The 21,340-nt window shown below is 34.7% G+C and carries 21 protein-coding genes and 2 pseudogenes; 10 read left to right on the plus strand and 13 right to left on the minus strand.

The features are described 5' to 3' along the window. Positions 1 to 133: pseudogene (locus CS063_RS18170) on the plus strand (fructose-6-phosphate aldolase); the annotation flags it as partial. Here the strand turns inward: CS063_RS18170 and CS063_RS15660 are convergent. Beyond that, positions 130 to 1,338 (minus strand): MFS transporter, encoded by a 1,209-nt coding sequence (locus CS063_RS15660; protein ID WP_099450634.1) that lies wholly within the window; start codon positions 1,336 to 1,338, stop codon positions 130 to 132. The pseudogene CS063_RS18170 and the gene CS063_RS15660 overlap by 4 nt on opposite strands. 230 nt (positions 1,339 to 1,568) lie before the next feature. Between CS063_RS15660 and CS063_RS15665 the strand changes: the two genes are divergently transcribed. The 3 genes from CS063_RS15665 to CS063_RS15675 all read left to right on the plus strand — a co-directional run bounded on the left by CS063_RS15665 (position 1,569) and on the right by CS063_RS15675 (position 4,283). Further along, positions 1,569 to 2,921, plus strand: a complete 1,353-nt coding sequence (locus CS063_RS15665) for an MATE family efflux transporter (protein ID WP_099450635.1) — start codon at positions 1,569 to 1,571, stop codon at positions 2,919 to 2,921. Positions 2,922 to 3,024: 103 nt separating this feature from the next. Beyond that, the gene (locus tag CS063_RS15670; RefSeq protein WP_099450636.1) at positions 3,025 to 3,624 is read left to right on the plus strand and encodes a M23 family metallopeptidase; all 600 of its coding nucleotides are present in this window, start codon (positions 3,025 to 3,027) and stop codon (positions 3,622 to 3,624) included. A gap of 98 nt (positions 3,625 to 3,722) precedes the next feature. Further along, positions 3,723 to 4,283 carry a DUF4358 domain-containing protein gene (locus CS063_RS15675; RefSeq protein ID WP_099450637.1) on the plus strand — a complete coding sequence of 187 codons (561 nt, stop codon included), beginning with the start codon at positions 3,723 to 3,725 and terminating at the stop codon, positions 4,281 to 4,283. Between the two features lie 41 nt (positions 4,284 to 4,324). Here the strand turns inward: CS063_RS15675 and CS063_RS15680 are convergent, their stop codons facing one another. The 3 genes from CS063_RS15680 to CS063_RS15690 all read right to left on the minus strand — a co-directional run bounded on the left by CS063_RS15680 (position 4,325) and on the right by CS063_RS15690 (position 6,707). After that, positions 4,325 to 4,615, minus strand: coding sequence for a phage holin family protein (locus tag CS063_RS15680; RefSeq protein WP_099450638.1), 291 nt, complete (start codon positions 4,613 to 4,615; stop codon positions 4,325 to 4,327). A 99-nt stretch (positions 4,616 to 4,714) separates the two neighbouring features. Continuing rightward, positions 4,715 to 5,560, minus strand: a complete 846-nt coding sequence (locus CS063_RS15685) for a PHP domain-containing protein (protein ID WP_099450639.1) — start codon at positions 5,558 to 5,560, stop codon at positions 4,715 to 4,717. A gap of 43 nt (positions 5,561 to 5,603) precedes the next feature. Then, positions 5,604 to 6,707 (minus strand): DEAD/DEAH box helicase, encoded by a 1,104-nt coding sequence (locus CS063_RS15690; protein ID WP_099450640.1) that lies wholly within the window; start codon positions 6,705 to 6,707, stop codon positions 5,604 to 5,606. Between the two features lie 275 nt (positions 6,708 to 6,982). Between CS063_RS15690 and CS063_RS15695 the strand changes: the two genes are divergently transcribed. Together CS063_RS15695 and CS063_RS15700 are read left to right on the plus strand one after the other, a co-directional pair. Then, complete coding sequence (locus CS063_RS15695) at positions 6,983 to 7,294, plus strand: hypothetical protein (protein ID WP_099450641.1); 312 nt, start codon at positions 6,983 to 6,985, stop codon at positions 7,292 to 7,294. A 256-nt stretch (positions 7,295 to 7,550) separates the two neighbouring features. After that, entirely contained in the window at positions 7,551 to 9,728 is a 2,178-nt protein-coding gene (locus CS063_RS15700) for a PTS transporter subunit IIABC (RefSeq protein WP_180270834.1), read from the plus strand. 53 nt (positions 9,729 to 9,781) lie between these two features. On the opposite strand, the pseudogene CS063_RS17735 reads toward CS063_RS15700, so the two are convergent. Further along, positions 9,782 to 10,447 (minus strand): annotated as a pseudogene (locus CS063_RS17735) (EAL domain-containing protein); the annotation flags it as partial. After that, positions 10,429 to 11,655 (minus strand): GGDEF domain-containing protein, encoded by a 1,227-nt coding sequence (locus tag CS063_RS15710; protein ID WP_099450643.1) that lies wholly within the window; start codon positions 11,653 to 11,655, stop codon positions 10,429 to 10,431. The gene CS063_RS15710 and the pseudogene CS063_RS17735, both read right to left, overlap by 19 nt. A 245-nt stretch (positions 11,656 to 11,900) precedes the next feature. Between CS063_RS15710 and CS063_RS15715 the strand changes: the two genes are divergently transcribed. Beyond that, positions 11,901 to 12,584: a TIGR00266 family protein gene (locus tag CS063_RS15715; RefSeq protein WP_099450661.1), complete on the plus strand. Its 684-nt coding sequence runs from the start codon at positions 11,901 to 11,903 to the stop codon at positions 12,582 to 12,584. Between the two features lie 62 nt (positions 12,585 to 12,646). Here the strand turns inward: CS063_RS15715 and CS063_RS15720 are convergent, their stop codons facing one another. Next, on the minus strand, positions 12,647 to 13,006 hold the full coding sequence (locus CS063_RS15720) for an arsenate reductase family protein (RefSeq protein ID WP_099450644.1): 360 nt from the start codon (positions 13,004 to 13,006) through the stop codon (positions 12,647 to 12,649). Positions 13,007 to 13,151: 145 nt separating this feature from the next. Between CS063_RS15720 and rarD the strand changes: the two genes are divergently transcribed. Further along, on the plus strand, positions 13,152 to 14,057 hold the full coding sequence (gene rarD / locus CS063_RS15725; protein WP_099450645.1) for an EamA family transporter RarD: 906 nt from the start codon (positions 13,152 to 13,154) through the stop codon (positions 14,055 to 14,057). Here the strand turns inward: rarD and CS063_RS15730 are convergent. The 3 genes from CS063_RS15730 to CS063_RS15740 all read right to left on the minus strand — a co-directional run bounded on the left by CS063_RS15730 (position 14,047) and on the right by CS063_RS15740 (position 16,848). Next, positions 14,047 to 14,301 (minus strand): hypothetical protein, encoded by a 255-nt coding sequence (locus CS063_RS15730; protein WP_099450646.1) that lies wholly within the window; start codon positions 14,299 to 14,301, stop codon positions 14,047 to 14,049. The two genes, rarD and CS063_RS15730, sit on opposite strands and share 11 nt — an antisense overlap. 56 nt (positions 14,302 to 14,357) lie before the next feature. Next, a complete protein-coding gene (locus tag CS063_RS15735; protein ID WP_099450647.1) occupies positions 14,358 to 15,617 on the minus strand; it encodes a DEAD/DEAH box helicase in 1,260 nt (419 codons plus the stop codon). 190 nt (positions 15,618 to 15,807) lie between these two features. Then, positions 15,808 to 16,848 carry an FAD:protein FMN transferase gene (locus CS063_RS15740; RefSeq protein WP_099450648.1) on the minus strand — a complete coding sequence of 347 codons (1,041 nt, stop codon included), beginning with the start codon at positions 16,846 to 16,848 and terminating at the stop codon, positions 15,808 to 15,810. A gap of 132 nt (positions 16,849 to 16,980) precedes the next feature. Here CS063_RS15740 and CS063_RS15745 point away from each other — a divergent pair, with 132 nt between their 5' ends. Further along, positions 16,981 to 17,367: a NusG domain II-containing protein gene (locus tag CS063_RS15745; protein ID WP_099450649.1), complete on the plus strand. Its 387-nt coding sequence runs from the start codon at positions 16,981 to 16,983 to the stop codon at positions 17,365 to 17,367. Between the two features lie 9 nt (positions 17,368 to 17,376). Beyond that, positions 17,377 to 17,895 carry a Gx transporter family protein gene (locus tag CS063_RS15750; RefSeq protein WP_099450650.1) on the plus strand — a complete coding sequence of 173 codons (519 nt, stop codon included), beginning with the start codon at positions 17,377 to 17,379 and terminating at the stop codon, positions 17,893 to 17,895. A gap of 54 nt (positions 17,896 to 17,949) precedes the next feature. Here CS063_RS15750 and CS063_RS15755 read toward each other — a convergent pair whose 3' ends face one another. The 3 genes from CS063_RS15755 to CS063_RS15765 form a co-directional block, all read right to left on the minus strand. Further along, positions 17,950 to 19,293, minus strand: coding sequence for a collagen-binding domain-containing protein (locus CS063_RS15755; RefSeq protein WP_099450651.1), 1,344 nt, complete (start codon positions 19,291 to 19,293; stop codon positions 17,950 to 17,952). Positions 19,294 to 19,419: 126 nt separating this feature from the next. Next, positions 19,420 to 20,214: a class B sortase gene (locus CS063_RS15760; RefSeq protein ID WP_099450652.1), complete on the minus strand. Its 795-nt coding sequence runs from the start codon at positions 20,212 to 20,214 to the stop codon at positions 19,420 to 19,422. A gap of 227 nt (positions 20,215 to 20,441) precedes the next feature. Continuing rightward, positions 20,442 to 21,263: a helix-turn-helix transcriptional regulator gene (locus CS063_RS15765; protein ID WP_099450653.1), complete on the minus strand. Its 822-nt coding sequence runs from the start codon at positions 21,261 to 21,263 to the stop codon at positions 20,442 to 20,444. Positions 21,264 to 21,340 lie beyond the last annotated feature (77 nt).

Here is a 21,340-nt window from a genome sequence, read left to right on the forward strand (position 1 = left end):
AGCTAAAGCAGGTGCACATATAGCAACTGTTCCTTATAACGTGATTGTTCAAATGACAAAACATCCTCTCACAGATAATGGTATTCAAAGATTTCTTAAAGACTGGGAAGGTTTAGAACAAAAACTTAATTAATTTTCTATAGTAAAGAGAGTAATGCAAAAACCTAACGTACTTACAACAACACAGAAAATAAGCATTACGCTTACAGGGAAAAAATCTAAGATCTTACCACCGATGAAATTACCGAGGGTACCACCTAAACCAACTGTAGCAGCACCTAATAAGGCTTGACCTGTCCCTCTAAATTTTTCTTCAATTAAGTGATTCACATAGTAGACAGAGGCGGGAATAAAGATGGCAAAAGAAGCAAATTGAAAAGCTTGTGAAAAATAAATCCCCCCAACTTGAGTAGCAAGAGCAGCAATTAAAGCTTTAATAGTAAAGAAAAAAGCACTTATTTTAAGAAGGTTACCACATTTTACCCGAGATAAAAAAAAGGTAAATAAAAGCATAGCAGGTAGCTCCAAGGTGGCTGATAAGGCAAGGGAAAAACCCATGGTAGCAGCATCCCCTCCCACATGTTTCATTATATTGATATGATAGGTATTAAGGGCAGTATGTGCAACAAAAAGAAGCATCATCCCAATTAGTAAAAAACAAAACCTTCTATAGCGTTTTAAAAAAGCTAAAATACCTTCGGGAGAGTCAGATTTAGTTTCTATAGAGGCTTCAGGAGAAGAGTTCCATTTAATAATGGGGCTCTTTTTTTGTAAACCTATAATGACCAAAAGAAATGAAAGGAGAAAAACTAAGAAAGTAGGAACAATAATAGGAGTTCCTAAGCGTTTTACTAAAAAACCCATAATCAGCACAATAAAAGCATAAGAAATAGATCCCATGCCACGTCCTAAACCAAAATGAAGTTGTTTACCGCTATTTATATAGTCCATCGCTATTACATTTAAAAAGGTAGGAAAACAAGTAAGCAAGGTTGCAATTATAATAAATGGGATACAAATAAAAAGAAAGGAATGACTCGCAATTTGAAGTAAGATACCACATATACCACCTATAGAAGTACAAATCAATAGGACATGAAGCATAGTAAGCCTGGAACTTTTATCTACCCAAAAGCCTAAAATAGGCTGTAGAAAGATAGATAGGATTGTTCCTAAAGCAAGGAGTAAACCGATTGTTGTATTACTAAAATTTTTATCTTGAAGATAAATAGTAGCAAACCCCATAATAACTGCATAAGACATCCAAAAGCTACCTTGTAAAAAGCTATAATAAGGTGTAAGTGAAAAATGTTCCCTAGAAGTAGAAGAGTAGTGCATACAAAAGCCTCCTTAAAATGAAAACTTATTTATGCATATAAAATTTTTATATGCATAAATAAGTTTTTCCATAAATGTTACTTTTCATTATAATACAAAATGTACAGCTAATATATAGTAATTTGAAATTAAGGCTAATGGTACAAGCTTGAAAAAATTAAATGATAGGCTTATTATTAGAGAGATTTGAAAATAAGGTTCAAAATTTGAGATCATAAGGAGAAAGAATAATGAATGTAGATATGACAGCAGGTTCACCTAGTAGGATACTCTTACAGTTTTCATTACCTATGTTATTGAGTGTGGTTTTTCAGCAAATGTATAACATTGTAGATAGTGTGGTAGTCGGGCGTTTTGTAGGGATGGAAGCCTTAGCAGCTGTAGGAGCATCCTTTCCTATTACAATGATTTTTATGGCAGTAGCCACAGGTTCAAATATTGGGTGTTGTGTGATTATTTCGCAACTTTTTGGGGCGAGGGCTTATGAAAAGCTAAAAACAGCTATTAGCACTTCGCTTATATCCATACTTATTTTGAGTAGCATTCTTACAGCATGGGGGTTAATGACTTGCAATACACTTATTCAATTATTAAATACTCCAACTAATATTTTTATAGATTCCGTATTATACCTACGCATTTACATAATTGGGTTGCTATTTTTATACCTTTACAATATTTGTACAGGGATTTTTACGGCATTAGGTGATTCACGTACACCTTTATATTTTCTGATTCTTTCTTCGCTTATTAATATCGGACTTGATTTGCTTTTTGTAGTAGGCTTTAAACAGGGAGTAGGGGGAGCAGCTTGGGCAACCCTTATCGCACAAGGTTTATCTTCTGTTTTAGCTCTTGTTGCCCTTAAGAAAAGACTTAAAATCATTAAGACACAGCATTATAAGCTTTTTTCAGGAGAGATGCTATGGCATATTGCAAAGGTGGCTATACCAAGTATTTTGCAGCAAAGCTTTATTTCTGTAGGAAATCTAATTATTCAAGGGTTAATCAATACCTTTGGGGCGGCAGTGGTAGCGGGCTATTCTGCGGCTATGAGGTTAAATACCTTTGCTTTAACATCTTTTACAACCTTAGGAAATGGGCTTTCAAGCTTTACAGCCCAGCATATAGGTGCCAATAAGAAAGAGCGTATTCCTAAAGGGTTTCGAGCTGGTTTTTTAATCAGTCTTTGTGTTATTTTACCTTTTAGTTTAATATACTTTTTCACTGGACCAAGTTTAATGAAATTTTTCGTTGATGCATCTGAACAAGAGGTAGTACAAGTAGGAACTTTATTTTTAAGAATCGTTTCTCCTTTTTATCTTGCCATAGGTATTAAGCTTTTAGCAGATGGAATTCTTCGGGGGGCAGGTGCTATGTTAACTTTTATGATTGCCACCTTTACAGATCTTATATTACGCGTCATTTTATCTTTTAAGTTAGCCACCTTATGGGGGTCTACGGGGATTTGGATTTCTTGGCCAGTAGGTTGGATAATAGGAGCAATTTTATCCTTTGGTTTCTATTTATCTGGTTTATGGAAAAAATCCTGTAAGCTGAATGTAAAAGAAGAGGCTATATAAATACAAGAAAGTAAAGACCTAAAATAAAGATGTTTACTGTAATAAAAATATAGTTTATAGTAGATATTGATAGTAGAATTCGAAGAAAGGGGGGAATATTTAAGTGGAAATTACAAAAATAAAAAGTTGGTTAATAGGGTTAAGTTTTATATTAGCCAGTCCTCAGCTTGTAGTTGCAGAAGAGGTACAAACGATTTATCCCTTTAAGCAAATCCAAGGTTTTTTGGTAAGTCCTTTACAGCAACCAACACAAATCATGTCATCTTTTGGACAAATTAGAAGTGGTTATATACATGAGGGGATTGATGTAAGGGCAGAAATAGGTACCCCTTTGTTTGCTGTTATGGACGGTATTGTAACGAAGGCAGCACCAGATTCCAAAGGTATAAATGCAGGGGGAGGCCATATGGTTTTTATTAATCATGGAGAGGGTACAGAGTCACGCTATATGCATCTTGAAAGCTATGCTATAAAAACAGGAGATAAGGTTAAAGCAGGAGATCTGATTGGTTTTTCGGGTATGAGTGGAGATAGTACAGCACCACTTTTGCATTATGAATATCGTATAAATAATATACCTGTAGATCCTACCTTTATATTTGAAATAAATGGAATGTTAACAGATACATATATTCCTTTTACCTCTACGCTTTTATCCACTATGTTACAAGACAAAGACTCTTTTTTGGCAAAACAAAGTTAAATGAAATTGCTACATATTGGTAGGAACCTTTTGCATGTTCCATGCGTCTAAATCAAAAGCTAAATAAGCTAGAACTTTAGAATAAGGAGAACACCAATATGAAAATAAGTAAAAGAATAATAAGCCTTTTAATAGCAGCTTTGATAGGAACAACCTTTATTGGATGTGGAAAAAAAGAAGAGGTTCCACCTATAGTAGAAACACCTGCACCAGAGACTTCTGTACCAGAAACTCCACCAGTAGTTGAGGAACCCATAGGAGAAACAGACCCAACAGTCTCTGCTGAACTCTTATTTACTATTACAGATGGCTTAGAAATGCCTAGTCAAGTAGCTATGCCAAAGGAAATGTTTGGCGATACGTATGGTATTGATGAGACGTTACTTGAGAGTTATATAGTTAATATGCCAATGATGAATGTAAAAGCCAATGAATGTGCCGTTTTTGAATTAAAGGATGAAAAAGATTCACAAGCTGTTTTAGAAGGAATTACAAAAAGGCAAAAAGCTTTAGAAGAGCAATGGAAAACTTATTTGCCTGATCAGTATGAACTGGTTCAAAACTACAAAACAGCTGTAAAAGGAAATAAAATTTTATTTGTTATTGACGAGCATGCAGAGCAAATTGTAGAAAATTTTAATCAAGCAGTAAAGGAATAAAAAACACCACACAACTTAAGCTGTAAGTTGTGTGGTGTTTTTTATTTTTTTGTAGTTTGATGATAGATTTGGTGAGCATATACACTTGTTGCAGCCACCATGATTCCTTGTGTAACAGAAGAAAAAGTTGCAGTAAGGATAACGGGTACTGTAAGATGAGGAAGGTCTGCAAAAATACGTGTGCCACATAAAACAATAGAAAGGAGTCCCAGATAGAGAGGAATAAGTTTATCAGGAACAATGGTACTTTGTTTAAAGAAGTTACCGATTAAATAGAGGATTGGAATGAGGACTAAGAGCTCAGGTTTGATGAGATTACTAAAATCTTCCATATCAATCACCTCCTTAAAATAAGGGCGTACTAAAGTATATTCAAATGAATTTAAAATGTCCCCATAAGTTTGTTTTTCTTTAAAAATAAAGGATATATTTTAAAGAAAGAAGGAAAGAGGCATAAGTGGTTCAAGTAAGGAGTCTGGCACATTTAAATGCCCATAACCAGTACCAAGACTTGTTTTAGGCTTATTAGCACCATGAAAATCACTTCCACCTGTTGCAAGCAAGTGATTGTTACGACAAAACTTTAAAAAATCCTTGCTTTGAGCAGGAGTATAAGAAGGATAATAGCATTCTACCCCGTCTAGTCCAAGGTGCACTAATTTTTGAAGAAGACTAAAAATTTGCAAACGATTAAGCTTATAAAGGGTAGGGTGAGCAAGAACAGCTACGCCGCCTACTTTGTGAATAAGTTCGATAGAGGTGAGGGCTTCTAAGGGCTCCTTAGGGACATAAGCAGGTTTACCTTGGCCTAAATAACGTTCGAAGGCTTGCTTGGGATAGTCTACATAACCCTTTTGAAAAAGAGCCTGAGCAAAGTGAGCCCGCGTAAAAACTGGAGATGGGTGAGTACCTTGATCTAAATCTTCAAGGGTAAGGTCTAAGCCCAAAGTATTAAGGCGACTAATAGTTTGGGCATTACGTCTATCCCTTGCAGCTTGAATTTCTTTTAAGTGAGCTAAGAAATCAGGATCTGTAAGAGAAACATTGTAACCTAAAATATGAAGCTCTTTACCTTCATAAGAAGTAGAGAGTTCAATACCTGCTAATACTTTAAGACCTAGGGTCTCGCCAGCTTTTTGACATTCACTTACTCCAGCTAGAGTATCATGATCGGTAAGAGCAATGGCTGTTAAACCCTGCTGAGAGGCAAGTGTAGCTAGGCTACTAGGAGAATACGTACCATCAGAAGCTGTAGAATGTAAATGTAAATCAATCATAAAGTCTTCCTTTCATAAAGATAAAATTACACACTATATGCCTTTACAAAAGACGTCTAGGAATACGATACTTAATAGCCTTTTCTATTTCGTCAAGCATTGTTTTATCTTTAGGATCAATAAAAAGACAAGTATAGCCCACTTCACCTGCTCGACCTGTACGTCCAATACGGTGAATATAATCTTCTACCTGCTGAGGGATATCATAATTATAAATATGAGATACGCCAGGAGCGTCAATACCACGAGAAGCCACATCTGTAGCGATTAGATATTGAATATCTCCTTTTTTAAAAGCTTTCATAATTCGCTCACGTTTAGATTGCAAAATATCACTGTGAAGCTTAAAACAATTGTAGCCACGCTTTTTAAGAGAGGCTTCTAATTTGTCTACTCTTACTTTAGTGCGGCAAAAGATAATTGCCATAAAAGGATTATCGGCATCCAATACAGTGCAAAGAGCAGCTTCTTTTTGACGATCAGTTGTTTCTACTACTTCTTGTTTGATGGCACTGAGGGTTACTTCTTTTTTTCGTACACTAATAACAGTAGGATTCTTCATCATTCCATAAGCTAGCTTTTTAACAGCAGCATTCATAGTAGCTGAAAAACAAAGTGTCTGATGTTTTTTAGGAAGTTGCCTTAAAAGCGTATTTACTTCGTTTTTAAATCCCATAAGAAGCATCTGATCCGCTTCATCTAATATGAAGGTATGCACAGAGCTTAAGTCTACAGACCCCTTTTTTAGATGGTCTAGGAGTCTCCCTGGTGTAGCAATAATAAGTTGGATACCTCCCTTTAATTTTTTGAGCTGATGAGCTGTTTCCTTTCCACCATAAAGAGAAAGTATACGAATAGGTAAAGCTTCTGCTAGATAACGCGCTTCCTCTGTGATTTGGATAGCCAGTTCACGGGTAGGCGTTAGAATAAGGGCTTGCACAGAGAGTTTATCTAAATCTATTTTTTCAAAGAGAGGAAGTAAGAAGGCGAGGGTTTTGCCCGTCCCGGTTTGGGCTTCACCAATGACATCTTGATGAGACTTAATAAGAGGAATACACTGCTCTTGAATAGGCGTAGGAATGTGGATTCCTCTTTTATGGAGCTGGTTATTTAAAGTGTCTTTTATACCGAGTTGTTTAAAATTCATGAAAAATACCTTTCTAATGGTGAGTCTGTTTGCTAATACATTTCATCATACCATTTTGATAGAAAATAAGAAAGTCCTATTTGTAAGACAAAAAATAAACAAAAAATAGATAAAATAGTCCCTCCAAAGAGAATAACGAGTTGAAAAATTGTATAAAATGGCTATAAAAAGAGCGAGCAAATACTTTGTATTGTTTTAATTTACTAAGAGTTATATAATAATATAAATATATTCTAATAATAAATAATTAACAATGATATAAAGGAGTGGGTTAAATGGGAGAAACGACAACAGTTGCTAGTTTACCAAAAGGAGAGGATGGGGAAGAAAAACGTGCTAGTGTAAACTTTGATATCGTAGGTTTACCTAAAAGAGGTAATCTTTTATGGCGAGTTATTACTATGATGGGAGATGAAGATATTTATTTTGATGTGAGACAACAATGTGCAAAAGGGGTAGATGAAGTGCGTTTTAAAAAAATTAAAAATGGTACCATTACACCTTATGTGCCTTATAGAAATCTTTATGTGTCTGATCCACAAAATGCTACAGGCCATTTTATTGTGCGTATTGAAGCTTGTGAATAAAATCAATTAAAAGACTCAAATAATAAAGGCTATTATAAACACGGATTCCTTATGAGCTTATTTAGCTTAAGGAGTAAAGTGTTTAGAATAGTCTTTTTATTTTTTTAATAGTTCACAAGATAGTACAGCTATTAAACATAAAATAAGGAAAACTTATCATGTGAATGAATAGGGAGCAGACTATTTTTTATCATAAAAAATAGAAATAGGGAGAAACTAGCAGGCATAAAAGAAATTTTATTCGAGGAGGAATAACATGAAAAGTAAAGGTTTAAGTAATATATTTGGCCTCTTGCAAAGAGTAGGTAAAGCCTTTATGCTTCCTATTGCCCTATTGCCAGCAGCTGGTATTTTATTAGGAGTGGGTGGTGCACTATTAAATGTAGCTAATTTAGAAAATCCACCGGCTATTTATGAAGGACTTATTGCTTTTGTAAACTTAAGTGCAGTTACTACTATTTTGACTGTTATGCGTAATGTAGGAGATATTGTTTTTGGTAACTTGCCTTTGCTATTTGCTATTGGTATTGCCGTAGGACTTGCCAAATCAGACAAAGGAACAGCTGGTCTTGCAGGGGCTGTAGGCTTTATTATCATGCATACGTCTATTTCTACCATGCTTGTCCTAGGTGCAACACCTTTAGGGGCTTTAAGTGCTGATAAGGTACCCGCTGCTTACACTTCCTATGTTACACAGACCTTAGGAATTTTTACTTTAAATCTATCAGTATTCGGAGGGATGATTGCAGGTATTCTTGCTTCTATGCTTCATAACCGTTTTCATAAGATTCAGTTACCACAGGTTTTAGGCTTTTTTGGTGGTTCACGCTTTGTTCCCATTATAACTTCTGTAGTGATGTTAGTTGTAGGGATCTTATTAGCATTTATTTGGCCTTTTGTGCAAAATGGCATTGCTGTTATTGCTAGCTGGGTAAATCATTCAGGTGCACTAGGTACTTTCCTTTATGGAACCATTGAAAGAAGTCTCATTCCTGTCGGACTACACCATGTTTTTTATACCCCATTTTGGTATACAGGCTTTGTACAAGGGATTGTTTACTTAGCAGATGGAACAACGACGATTATCGATGGGGCCAATACAGCCTATTTCGCTCAACTTTCTAATATGTCAGGTGTTGTGGGATTAGATGCAGCAACTATGGCAGAGGTAGTAAAAGGAAGCACCCGTTTTATGGCTGGTAAATTCCCTTTTATGATATTTGGCTTATCAGGAGCAGCTCTTGCTATGTACCGTAATGCAAAACCAGAAAAAAAACAGTCCACAGGGGGGCTTTTATTCTCAGCGGCTTTAACAGCCATGATTACAGGTATTACAGAACCCTTAGAGTTTAGCTTTTTATTCGTAGCTCCTATTCTTTATGCTATTCATGCTATTATGGCTGGTCTTTCTTTTATGCTGATGGATTTACTTCATGTCTTTGTAGGTATGACCTTTTCAGGAGGACTTATTGACTTTGCTCTATTTGGTCTTCTTCCAGCAGGGGCAGGGGTTCCGACTAACTGGTTTTATATTATCCTAGTCGGTATTCTATTTTTTGGTATTTATTATATCGTATTTGATTTTTGCATTCGTAAGTTTGATTTAAAGACACCAGGACGTGAAGAAGAGGACAGGGGAGAGGGACAAGGGGAAAAATCTCAAGAAGGCTTAGCTCTTGCCAATGAAGTGATACTTTTTTTGGGAGGGAAGGAAAACATTACACATCTTGATGCCTGTATTACAAGACTACGCGTTGGACTTAATGATATTCAATTAGTTAATAAAAAAGGCTTAAAAGATTTAGGAGCTGCTGGTGTCATGGAAGTGGGAAACAATGTGCAGGTCATCTTTGGGGGTAAATCAGATAATATTAAAAATGATATGCTAGATATTATGGAAGGACGTATAACACCTGAACAAGTGATGAGTGATGTATCCCATACAAATAAGAAAGCTAAAGTAGTTACTGAACTGTCAAAAGGAGAAGAAGTTCTTGTTCCATTAACTGGACGACTTATACCACTTTCAGAAGTACCTGATCCTGTCTTTTCTGAAAAGATGATGGGGGATGGATTTGCTATTTTACCTAAAGAAGGGCGGCTTATTGCTCCTTTAGGTGGTGAGGTTATTAATGTTTTTCCTACAAAGCATGCAGTTGCTTTAAAAACAGATGCAGGCTATGAAGTTCTTTTACATTTTGGGTTAGATACAGTTACGTTAAAGGGAGAAGGCTTTACTTCTCATGTGCATCAGGGACAAAAGGTAAAGCCAGGTGATTTACTTTTAACAGCAGATATAGATAGGATAAAGGAGAAAGTACCTTCTTTAATAACACCTATTGTTTTCCCTAATTTACAAGACAATGAAATGATTTGTTTAGAGTTAGGGGATGTACAAGCAGGAGAAAAAGGACGCATAAGTATAAAGCACTAAAAAATAATTCCCTTTAAGAAAACAGTAAGACTGTAGCTTAAAGGGAATTATTTTTAAATAGTTTGAGCCTTAGGTAATTGACTCCCACATTTTTCAACTAATACGTCAAGAGGATAAGGTTTGCCCCAGATATAACCTTGAATAGTATCGCAGCGGCATTGCTTTAGAAAATTAAGCTGCACTTCTTCTTCAACACCTTCAGCAATGACTTCAAGGCCTAAAGTATGAGAAAGCTTAATAATGGCTTCAACCATTTTAGAAGTATCAGAAGTATACGTTATATGATCAATGAAGGATTTATCAATTTTAAGAATATGGATAGGAAGCTGTTGTAAATAACTTAAAGAGGAGTAACCTGTCCCGAAATCATCAATGGCGATATGAATACCTAATTCACTAAGTTCAGAAAGAACGTTAGCTACATAATCTAAAGAAGAAATAAAGAGAGATTCAGTTACTTCAATTTCTAAATAGTGAGGATCAAAGCCTGTTAATGCTAAAATCTCTTTTACCATATTGACGAAGTGAGCATCATTTAGCTGAACAACTGAGAAGTTAACAGATAGAATAGGAGGGGTTTTGAAAAATTTTTGGATACTTAAATAATTTGTACAGGCTGTTTTAAAAATCCATTTACCAATAGGGATAATATCACCAGTTTCTTCAGCTATAGAGATAAAATGGAGAGGACTTATAGGTCCTAAAATAGGTGAATACCAACGGACAAGAGTTTCGAAGCCTCTAAGTTCTTTAGTATCTGCATAAAATTGAGGTTGGTATTAAGATAGAGTTCATTATTATTAAGAGCATTTTTTAAGAGGTTTTCAAGCTCTAATCTTTTAAGAGCATAAGCTTGCATATCAGAAGTAAAGAATTCTACATTATTCTTGGCAGTTTTTTTAGCCTTATACATGGCGAGATCAGCACATTTTAGAAGCTTATAGGCATCTTCACCATCACGTGGATATTGAGCAATACCAAAACTTGCTGAAAGGTAGAACGTTTTATTTTCAACATAAAAGGGATTGGAGAGTTCATGATAGAGAGTTTCTACATAGAGTTTAATCTCTTCAAGAGAGTGCTCATGAGTAATGAATAAAGCAAATTCATCTCCCCCTAACCGACCAAGGATATCACCTTTTGCAATGAGATTTTGCCAACGTTCAGCGATTTGTCTAAGTAGATTATCTCCGATTAAATGTCCCATGGAATCATTAATTTTTTTAAAGTTGTTAAGATCTGCAAAGACAACAGAGAAATTTCTTTTATCTTTTTTAGCTTGATTAATCAAGGTTTCTAGAGTATTAATGAGAAAACTGCGATTAGGAAGGCCTGTTAGCTGATCATAATAAGCTAATTCTTGAAGCGCACCTTCTTTTTCAGTAAGCATTTGATTACAGAGGGCTAGTTGTTTGTTTTGAGAGGTAAGAAGCTCCTCAGAAGAGGCTACTTCTTCATAAAGAACCAAGAGTTCATTATGACGTTCCATGAGTTCTTGGACATGGGCATCAATTTTTTTTAAAAGAAAATATATAATGGTAATGATAATGAGAGTTCCTATGTAGGTAGCTACACCAGGGGCCACCTCTGTATTACCATTTAAAAAGACTATGGAGGCTGAAATACAGGCGAATAGGTTTAAAGAGAGGGTTGTTATATAACCTGATTTTGGAACAAATAAAACAAGAAAGACACTGAGCATGACTTGAAACTGAGAAATAAGTCCACAAAGCATAGAATAGTTTAATTTTAAGTTTCCTTGAAGGTGAGTTTGTAAGAGGGTTTTTTGACTAAAGACTGCTAAAAGAAAAAGCAGAATTCCTAAAATAAGCCTAGGAGTTATGATAGAGTTTTTTGGCTTATGGATTAAGGATTGATTAAAAGAGTTGGATATAGGAAAGGATTTGGAAAGCTGCTCTTTGTTCATAATGTTCCCCCTTTGCAAATTAAATATATTTATTTAAATTTATACTTAAATTATACAATTAAATGAAGAAGCTTGTAAATGCGTTTTGATCCAATAAATGTTTTAGTGGGTATAAAAGATTTATAGGAACTAGTGAGAAGAATAAAATTCATCTATTGTGAGAAAAGAGGGGAATGGCTATAATAAAATTAAGAAATAGTAATAATAGGAAATAAAATGTATTTATGAAGGGAGTAAGAGAAAATATGGAATATACTATTTTTGGAAATGATCTACCAGGAGTAGCCATTCAATTAAAGAATGGTGAAAGTGTCTACACCCAATCTGGTGGCATGGCTTGGATGGAAAATGGAATTAATATGGAAACAAATGTAAAAGGAGGTCTTTTAAAAGGATTAGGTCGTATGTTTGCAGGTGAATCCCTTTTTATGGCGACTTATTCATCTATTCGTGATGGTGCAGAAATTGTTTTCTCATCTACTTTTCCAGGTGCTATCATTGATTTTACTTTAAAACCTGGGCAACAAATCATTGCACAAAAAAATGCTTTTCTTTGCGCAGAGCAAAGTGTGGATTTAGGTGTAGAATTTACACGTAAGTTTTCGGCTGGGATGTTTGGAGGTGAAGGTTTTATCTTACAACGTTTATCCGGGCAAGGAACCTTTTTCTTAGAAGCAGCAGGAAGTATTGTAAAAAGAGAGTTACGTCCAGGTGAAGTACTTAAGGTAGATACAGGAAATGTTGTAGCCTTTGAAAGTAGCGTACGGTATGAAATTGAAACAGTAAAAGGCTTTGCAAACATCTTTTTTGGCGGAGAAGGTTTATTTCTTACAAAACTTACAGGACCAGGTGTGATTTGGTTACAAACGCTTACACTTCAAAATGTAGCTGCACGTATTATTCCGTTTATACCAAGTAATTCTCATTAGTTAAAGAAGAAGAATAAAAAAGAAACGGTTCTCAATAAGGTTATAACCGTTTCTTTTTGTACTTAATGAGTAGCAAGTTGCTTATAGCTTTCTTCTTTAAAACCAACCACAATGATATCATCTGTAATGAGTAAAGGTCTTTTAACAAGCATACCATGAGTGCTTAAAAGTGCAATGGCTTCTTCTTGGGATAAGGTAGGGAGCTTGTCTTTAAGCTTAAGCTCTTTATAAAGGTTGCCACTGGTATTGAAAAATTTTTTAACTTCTAGGCCACTCTGTTTGATCCATGCTGTTAATTCTTCATTAGTTGGGTGATTTTCAACGATATGACGTTCTTCTACATCGATGCCTAAGCTTTTAAGAGAAGTTAAAGCGCGTTTACAAGTAGTACATTTAGGATAATGTAAAAATAAAGGTTTCATAAAAATAACTCCTTTTACATAATAATAATTATTATGTATTTTACCATAAAAACAAGAGAGAATCTAGTCCAAAAGATTTTATTGTTTTTAGAACTTAGATGCTTTAATTAACTCGTATCTTAAATAATAAAAATAGGAGGGCAATATGAAAAAAGGAATTTTGGCAACTACATTTGCCTATATTTTATGGGGAATACTTCCAATCTATTGGAAGCTTTTAAGTAGTGTATCCCCTCTTTATATTTTGGCAAGTCGTATTGTATGGTCATTAGGTTTTTGTGTACTCATGTTAAGTATGACAAAAGAATGGAGTAAAATAAAACAAATTTGTCATAATAAAAGGTGTTTAAAGCTCATGCTATTAGCTAGTATAAGCATTACAGTCAATTGGTTTACTTACATATGGGCGGTTAATAGTGGTCATGTTATTGAGTCAAGTATGGGATACTTCATGAATCCGTTAGTAGTGATTCTCATTAGTGGACTGTGCTTTAAAGAAAAATTTAATAAATGGGAAATGCTTTCTGTAGGACTTGCAGGTATAGGCATACTCATTATGATTATAGAGTTTGGGAAGTTCCCTTTTGTAGCGCTTAGTCTTGCTTTTAGCTTTGCCATCTATGGAGCTCTTAAGAAACAAGCAAATTTGGAACCACAGATTTCACTTACCTTAGAAACAGCTGTTGTCTTCCCAATTGCCCTTATTTATCTTTTAGTAAGTGAAATAAATGGAACAGGAGCTATAGGGATACTAAGTACAGCTAAGCTGTTTCTTCTTCCTTTAACGGGTGTAGTGACGGCCATTCCATTACTCCTTTTTGGGTATGGTGTAAAAAAACTACCTTTTTCAGTTGTAGGCTTTTTTCAATATATTAGTCCTACATTGACTTTAATATTAGGGATTTTTGTGTATAAGGAAAGCTTTACTACCGCTCACCTTACCACCTTTGGTTTTATTTGGGTGGCCCTAGCTATCTTTGTATTTTCTAAAATAGGTATATTTCATTTAAAAGCAAAAAAAGAAGAGTTAAGTGCAAAAACTATGAGGTGATGTGTTTAGAGAGTTCACTTAATGGAGTTTCTTCTTGAGAAAGATAGGAGTTAGATTTTACAGAGGCTTCTAGAAGTTCATCTAGAGAAGAAGAGATAATAACATTGTATTTTTCAGTAAAACGATTAATTTGCCTTTCAAAAGAATCAGAAGGAGTTGGGCAGATTTCACGTACTGTTTCTGCTAAATCTGTAGTAAGGTCTTTTAAGATATGAGATAAGTTAAGTTGATTTTTTCGTGTCATGTATGTATATCCTTTTTTGATTTTATAGAATTGCTTACTAAAAAGAGGAGAAGCCCTTAGGAGGAGCTTCTCCTCTTTTTAGTATCTGATTTAAAAAACTTTGTCTTTGATGTACTTGCTTGAGGTCTATTTCCTTTATGAGAAATAGATTTAGAAGGAATACTTTCTGTAGAAGCTGTACAAGGAACAAGCTTACCTTCTTTAAGCTCAATAGGTTTTATATGAATGCCTAATTCTTTTCCATAAATACGAATAGCACCTAAATCTTTTGGAGTGGCGAGGCAAATAGAAACACCAGAAAGATTGCCACGAGCTGTTCGACCAGCACGATGCAAATATTCATTAGCAGTTAAAGGAAAGTCAAAGTGGAAGATATGGGTCACATCAGGTATATCTAGCCCTCTTGCTGATAGGTCAGAAGAAACTAAACATTTAACCTTACCTGTTCGAAAACGCATAAGTGCTGTTTTCCGATCTTCTTTGGTTGCTTTACCAGAGATAGAAGAAGTAGGGTGTTGATGATGATTGAGTTTAGCGACGAGACCTTGGCTATCCGTATTTTGGCTAACAAAGATAAGAACTTTTTCAGCTTTTGTTGCAGCTAAAAGTTTGCGAAGTAAATCAAATTTTTCACGGGAATCACTAAGGGTATAAAAATGCTCAATTTGAGGATTAACAGAAGTTTTAGGAGCTGTTTTCAAGATAGCAGGTTCTCGCATAAAAGTTTTAGCCATTGCCAAGGTTTTGCTGCTAATGGAAGCTGAAAAAATACATACTTGCCTATCTTTCATAACAAGATGAAGCATTTCTTGGATAGACACAGCTTGTTTATTATCTAATAAATTGTCTGCTTCATCAATGATAATGGTTTTAAGCGTATGAGGTGGGATTTTTTTCTTGCGCATGAGGTCAAGTACACGTCCACAAGAGCCTACAATGATATGTGGCTTTTCTTTGAGTTTCTTGATTTGCTTTTCCATATGCACTTCTCCCATAATTGGGATAGAAGTAATAGGAACATCACTATTTTGACTTAAAAGTTCAATTTGAGTATGAATCTGCATCACCAGCTCGTGAGTAGGTGCTAAAATAAGAGCTTGAATCTCTCTTTGAGTAGGTTTGATTTTTTGAAAAAGAGGAAGTAAAAAAGCAAGAGTTTTGCCACTTCCAGTGTGTGATTCTGCAATAATGTCTTTACCTTCTAAAAAGGTAGGTATAGTAAGAGTTTGAATAGCGGTAGGCACTGTGATATTCTGCTTTTCAAGCCCTATAATAAGTTTCTCGTTTAATGAAAAGTCTTTGAAACAAGTACTCATGATATTCTCCTTGCTTATTGTATTTTAAAACTTAGTCTATTATACACGAATAATGACGAACAGAATAGGGAAGGCAACTTAAAAATATAAAAATCCCCCCATCCCAATATAAGCGACAATCCCCCATCCAAATGTAGGGGACGATTCCATATCCCAAAATGTAGGGGACGATTCCATATCGTCCCGCAACTTAATCTAATGGAACTAAACTGAAAGTTAAATCAGTAAGAGTAAAGCTAGAGAGGAGGTGAGAAGAGACAATAACCTCTTTATCTTTAGTGATAAAAATAGCTTCTACATCTTCTAGTTTATTTACAAACGCTAACCCTTTTTCAAGACCTAGGGCAAAGACGGAAGTAGAAAGCGCATCGCCGTCAATAGAAGCTTTGCTAATAATTGTCACACCAGCTAGTTCATTCTCAAAGGGATAACCTGTTTGAGGATTTAAAAGATGATGATATTTATGTCCATTCACTTCTAAGTAACGCTCATAAATGCCAGAGGTAACAGCTGACTGGTTGGTGAGCTGCAATTTACCGATAATCGCACCACGTGGGTCAAAGGGGTTTTGAACACCTACAGTAAAAGGTATGCCTTCTCCTTTTTCTCCTAGAGCATAGACATTGCCACCTAAATTGATAATAGCATTTTGCACCCCTTTTTCCTTTAAAAGCTCAGCGATTTCATCTGCTACATAACCCTTTGCAATCCCACCTAAATCAAGGCACATACCGGAGGTGGGTAAAAAAACAGTAGAAGCTGCTGCATCTAATTTTACTTTGCGGTAATCAATGAGAGGAAGAGTATCTTTAATTTCAGAAGGTTCAGGAACCCTAGCATCTTCGAAACCAATATGCCAAAGTTCTACTAAGGGACCAATGGTGATATCAAAGGCACCTTCTGTTAATTCACCGTAATATAATCCTTTTTCGATAAGACGAAAGGTTTTTTCGTCTACCACTTGAGGATGATCACCTGCATGGGCATTGACCTCATCAATAAGTGTTCCTGCTTTATTCATACTAAGTATATCTTCTAATTCTTTAATACGTTCAAAGGCGACATCTAACAGGGACTCATCTTGCGTATCATAAAGAGCAAGAGTGACAGTAGTACCTAGGATAAATTCAGTCCTCTTGAGAGGGGAAGGCGAAGAGTGTTTTTGGCAACCTGATAAGAATAAAGAAAAGATGAGGCATAAAGTTAATAAAAAACGTAAAACATAATTCATTAGTATCTCTCCAGTTTGTAAAGTTAAAGAAAATAGTAAGTAAGGGTTATAAATAAAAAATTTATGTTATAATTATACCATGAGTTGACAAGAGGTGTGTAAAAGAAAAATAAAAAGGCTTGAGGTGAATAGATGATTAAAAAGTGGGATATAGGGATAATTGTGTTGTTACTTCTTCTTTCTTTTATCCCCTATTTATGTTTTAAGGTACTTATTTTTAAAGACTATACTGCAACCTATGTCCTAATAACGGTGGAAGGAAAGCCTTATCAAAAAATCCCTTTAAAGGAAGAACAGGAAAAAGAAGAGATTGCTATACAGACAGCTTATGGCAAAAACAAACTGGTAATAGAATTAGATCAAGTCTCTATACAAGATGCAGATTGTCCAGATTTACTTTGTACTGAGTTTAGACCTATTTCTAAGGTAGGAGAAACCATTACGTGCTTGCCTCATAAGCTTTGTGTTGAAATAGTAGGAGAAAAGCAAGACGAAGAAATGGACACACGTACATATTAGGAGAAAACAATGAAAAAAACAGAGCGACTTATTTATAAAGCTCTTTTAGTGGCAGGGGCTTTGGTGCTCCATCTCATGGAAAGAAATCTTCCCGTACCCTTCATGACACCTGGAGCAAGACTAGGGCTTGCCAATTTAGTCACGGTTCTAGCTCTTTATACTTTAACTAAAAAAAGAGAAGTTTTTGAAATCATAGGAGTAAGAGTACTTTTAAGTAGCCTTTTTGGGGGAAGTATGACAGGCTTTTTATACGGTGGAATGGGAGCTGTTTTTAGCTTTTTAATAATGGTAGGCATCAAAGAAAGCTTAAAGGAAAAGGTGAGTATTATAGGCGTGAGTGCAGCAGGAGCGGTATTTCATCATATAGGGCAACTGCTTGTTGCAACCGTAATCTTACAAAATAGCGGAGTTTTTTTGTATCTACCTATCTTATCAGTGACAGGCATTCTAACAGGTGTTTTTATAGGACTTACGGCTAACTATACGTTACCATATATAAAAAGGCTTCCTTACATGAAGCGGTTATAAAAAAAGTCTAATAGTTAGTAGCTATTAGACTTTTTCATGAAAGAGGTATGTAGTTTACTGCCTCTTTTTATTTGCTTTATTAATACCAATAAGCCCTATTCCAGATAGAAATACAACCATTAAGAAGACAGTTGTTAAGTGATTTTCACCTGTTTTAGGAGAAGTGTTATCCTGTGTTTTAGAACTTATCTGAATAGGATTATTCATATCAGTGTTTAATAAATCAGAATCAGTCTCTCCTAAAGAAGTATTATTAGGGGGATTAGAGGTAGCGATAGTGTTAAGTTCAGGGCTAGGGCTAGGAGAAGGGCTAGATTCAGGGCTAGGACTAGGTTCAGGGCTAGGACTAGGAGAAGGACTAGGTTCAGGACTAGGGCTAGGAGAAGGACTAGGACTAGGAGAAGGACCTACAGGAATTGGAGGTTCTGTTTCAGGTGGTATTCCAGGCTTATAAAAAGAATAGAAATGACCTTCTGCATCGGATTTCTTAACATTTCTTGCAATAATGCCTCCTTCAAAATTTCCACCTTCTAATAGGACATTAGCTTGTGGTGCTACAAAGTGGCCAGAAAGTCCTTGGGCTGTTAGGTTACCACTAGCATCTGGAAAGTTCCAAACTAATTTCATTCCTTCAAGATTTAATTGATCCCCATTAGTTCCACCTTCAAGAGCTTTTAATGCTTGGCTAAAAGATTTACCATTCATGTTTATATTATAAAATGAAAGAGTATAATCCGTACTATTTATCCCAGTGATAGAAATAACATATTTATGATTTACAAAATCTTGAACAGATGAGAGACCTTCAATAGAAATACTACTTGTAGTAGTAATGGCATCAAAGGGAATCGTTATATATGTATCTTTTGCAGGAGCTAATTTAAGGGTTAATATACCACTGTTTATTGAATAAGCGGATGTTCCAGCTTCAGCCCATGTAGTTGATTCGCTTTTAAGATTTGTAAAAGCCTTATCAAAGTCAATATAACCTGGAGCATGTGTAAATCTTTCAGTAAGCCAAGAGGGTAAGCTAGCATCCAGTGTATCATAATAAAAGTTAGTTACTTGATAGGGAGAACCAGTAAGCCATTTTCCTTCTTCAAAATTAGCTAGATTTTTTACGTGCTTGACATAAGTAGAAGCTACCTGAGCATCACCTATGGTATTGGGAGTGTCTAATGTTCCACCTACTGCAACGGCACTAACACAATGACCTGAATAAGTAGCTGTTAAATCTTCTTGTACAAAGTATTCATAGTCACTTAAAATATTACCAATTGTATAAGCTTTGTTATAAGTAGGTTGTGCGTAGAGTGAGTAGCTTGCGCAAGTAAATACAATAAGTGTTAAGGTAAGTATTACTGAAAATTTGAGTCTTAATTTGCGTTTTTGTCTCATTAATAGAATCCTTCCTTTCGTTTTGTTCCAGATAACATATAAAATATATGACCTTGAATTAAGTTTTATTAATAATCCTATAAGGGACTATTCATTAAGAAGTAATACCTCTATAAATAGTAGTGTTTATACTTTTTGAGCCACTATTAAAAGGCGTTTAGAAGAATCAGTTTTTAAACAAGTTGACAAAACAAGTAATTGGGAAGTGGAATGAATGTCTAAATTTTGAGTCAAAAATCTTGGAGATGTATTTAAAATATCTTTTAAAAATAAGGTTTTACCTTCTTGCTCGAAGAAGTTAAAGCTTTTTAATAGATGTCTATTATCATATTCAGCAACTAAAATGATTTCATATTTAAAAGGCTGCTTGGGGGTATAAATAAAGAGGTAATTATTCTTATTTAAGAAATCACTATTTTCATATTTGATTAAGGTTCCAAACATAGACCCATTATTCATACTGTGACCATATAGCACTGTAACAGCATCAGAAAAGTCTATTTGGTTATATTTCTCTGAATAAATACAACCAGGATAACCTTTTTGACCATCCAAATTATGATTAAGGTAGTAACTATCATCCTCAGGATGTTGGAGTATGGGGTAGTTAATTTGAGTATCAGGAATATAAATCCAGGCATAAATATGGGGGTTAAATTTCTTTAACTCATCAAAGTCGATAATTAAATCATAATTTTCAAACAAAATTTTCGGATTAGAAGAAGATGGCTGAGGTGACTTGGAAATTTCCTTTGTTTGAGGACAAGGGATGCTTTGAAGTACTTTTGTTTGAAGAGCATTATACAAAAGTTGGTTTTGATACTGAAGATAGTAATAATTTAATAAATAAAAAAGGCTTACTATAATATTAAAAGAAAATATAAAAAAGAGTATTTTTATTTTATGGCTTTGTTTATTCATTTTTTTATAATAAAAAGTACCTTTCTAAGAAATAAATAGGATAAGTTAATAAAAATATATTTAATAAAACATATTAGATAATACTTCTTATTAAGTATATGCTACTTTTTATTCTAAATCTATAAAATATTTAAAAAATAATAATTATTTAATAATTGAAATATAAAATATCTAAATATCTATAAATTAGGTAATCAAATAGGAAATGATATGCCACAAAAAATATATTATGAGAGTTTATTTGAAGTGAGATGTTCACTTAATTGATTGCGATATTCAAGAGGAGTTTGTCCCATTACTTTTTTAAAGGTAGTGGTATAATAACTAGCACTACTAAAACCACATTGAAGAGCAATTTCTAAAATAGAAAGAGAGCTATTTCTAAGAAGATGTGTACTAGCAGCAATACGTTTTTCGGAGAGGTAACTAGAAAAGGTTTGCCCTGTTACCTTTCGAAAGAGTCTACAAAAGTAACTTTTACCAATGCCTAGATGATCGACAACTTGATCAAGTGTAATAGCCTCCCGTAGATGAACAGCTAAATATTTTTTTGCTCGTGAGATGTGATAACTATATTCTCCAAGCTCGCAAGAATGGGCGGCATTTGCACAAGGTGAAAGGCAGGTTTCAGAAGGAATACTTTCCTTTGAAATAGTTTCTAATAGTGAGTTATTGGCAAGTTGATAAAGAAGCTCCATAAGATGGAGGATGCAATAATGAGGCTTAAAAGGAAGGAAGTCTTGAAGTTCTATAGTTAATGTATAAGGTCCTAGGATATAACAGCCTTGGGATGGATCGCTTTTTACAATTGGGCAGAGAGTGAAGCTTAAACCATTTTTTAAAGTATAATGAAGGAAAGCCTCTGTTTTTAGTAGCGTAATGGCTTCCATAAAAAATTCCCAAGAGAAATATTCTTCAAAAATGAGTTCAGTTGTTTCCGTATAGCCTACTTTATAAAACACATGGGTATTTGAATGAAGGGCTTTAATCGGGAGATGACTGCAAAGATAAAAGGTTTCGAGTGTTGTTTGTAAATCAATATGAATCATTAGATAAAAACTCCTTTTAGTAATTAAGTGTAATTAAGTGAAATAAAGTGAAAGAAAAAGCAATAGAGTGAAAGACA

The organism is Sporanaerobium hydrogeniformans, assembly GCF_002735925.1.
GTDB classification, from domain to species: domain Bacteria; phylum Bacillota; class Clostridia; order Lachnospirales; family Cellulosilyticaceae; genus Sporanaerobium; species Sporanaerobium hydrogeniformans.

What these genes read in the sequence shown, in the direction of transcription:
- CS063_RS15715 (WP_099450661.1), top strand. Translation starts at nt 11,901, where the DNA reads ATGGAATATACTATTTTTGGAAATGATCTACCAGGAGTAGCCATTCAA.
- CS063_RS15680 (WP_099450638.1), bottom strand. Translation starts at nt 4,615, where the DNA reads ATGGAAGATTTTAGTAATCTCATCAAACCTGAGCTCTTAGTCCTCATT.
- CS063_RS15695 (WP_099450641.1), top strand. Translation starts at nt 6,983, where the DNA reads ATGGGAGAAACGACAACAGTTGCTAGTTTACCAAAAGGAGAGGATGGG.
- CS063_RS15720 (WP_099450644.1), bottom strand. Translation starts at nt 13,006, where the DNA reads ATGAAACCTTTATTTTTACATTATCCTAAATGTACTACTTGTAAACGC.
- CS063_RS15750 (WP_099450650.1), top strand. Translation starts at nt 17,377, where the DNA reads ATGAAAAAAACAGAGCGACTTATTTATAAAGCTCTTTTAGTGGCAGGG.
- CS063_RS15660 (WP_099450634.1), bottom strand. Translation starts at nt 1,338, where the DNA reads ATGCACTACTCTTCTACTTCTAGGGAACATTTTTCACTTACACCTTAT.
- CS063_RS15675 (WP_099450637.1), top strand. Translation starts at nt 3,723, where the DNA reads ATGAAAATAAGTAAAAGAATAATAAGCCTTTTAATAGCAGCTTTGATA.
- rarD (WP_099450645.1), top strand. Translation starts at nt 13,152, where the DNA reads ATGAAAAAAGGAATTTTGGCAACTACATTTGCCTATATTTTATGGGGA.
- CS063_RS15735 (WP_099450647.1), bottom strand. Translation starts at nt 15,617, where the DNA reads ATGAGTACTTGTTTCAAAGACTTTTCATTAAACGAGAAACTTATTATA.
- CS063_RS15665 (WP_099450635.1), top strand. Translation starts at nt 1,569, where the DNA reads ATGAATGTAGATATGACAGCAGGTTCACCTAGTAGGATACTCTTACAG.
- CS063_RS15730 (WP_099450646.1), bottom strand. Translation starts at nt 14,301, where the DNA reads ATGACACGAAAAAATCAACTTAACTTATCTCATATCTTAAAAGACCTT.
- CS063_RS15755 (WP_099450651.1), bottom strand. Translation starts at nt 19,293, where the DNA reads ATGAGACAAAAACGCAAATTAAGACTCAAATTTTCAGTAATACTTACC.
- CS063_RS15685 (WP_099450639.1), bottom strand. Translation starts at nt 5,560, where the DNA reads ATGATTGATTTACATTTACATTCTACAGCTTCTGATGGTACGTATTCT.
- CS063_RS15690 (WP_099450640.1), bottom strand. Translation starts at nt 6,707, where the DNA reads ATGAATTTTAAACAACTCGGTATAAAAGACACTTTAAATAACCAGCTC.
- CS063_RS15745 (WP_099450649.1), top strand. Translation starts at nt 16,981, where the DNA reads ATGATTAAAAAGTGGGATATAGGGATAATTGTGTTGTTACTTCTTCTT.
- CS063_RS15700 (WP_180270834.1), top strand. Translation starts at nt 7,551, where the DNA reads ATGAAAAGTAAAGGTTTAAGTAATATATTTGGCCTCTTGCAAAGAGTA.
- CS063_RS15765 (WP_099450653.1), bottom strand. Translation starts at nt 21,263, where the DNA reads ATGATTCATATTGATTTACAAACAACACTCGAAACCTTTTATCTTTGC.
- CS063_RS15710 (WP_099450643.1), bottom strand. Translation starts at nt 11,655, where the DNA reads ATGAACAAAGAGCAGCTTTCCAAATCCTTTCCTATATCCAACTCTTTT.
- CS063_RS15740 (WP_099450648.1), bottom strand. Translation starts at nt 16,848, where the DNA reads ATGAATTATGTTTTACGTTTTTTATTAACTTTATGCCTCATCTTTTCT.
- CS063_RS15760 (WP_099450652.1), bottom strand. Translation starts at nt 20,214, where the DNA reads ATGAATAAACAAAGCCATAAAATAAAAATACTCTTTTTTATATTTTCT.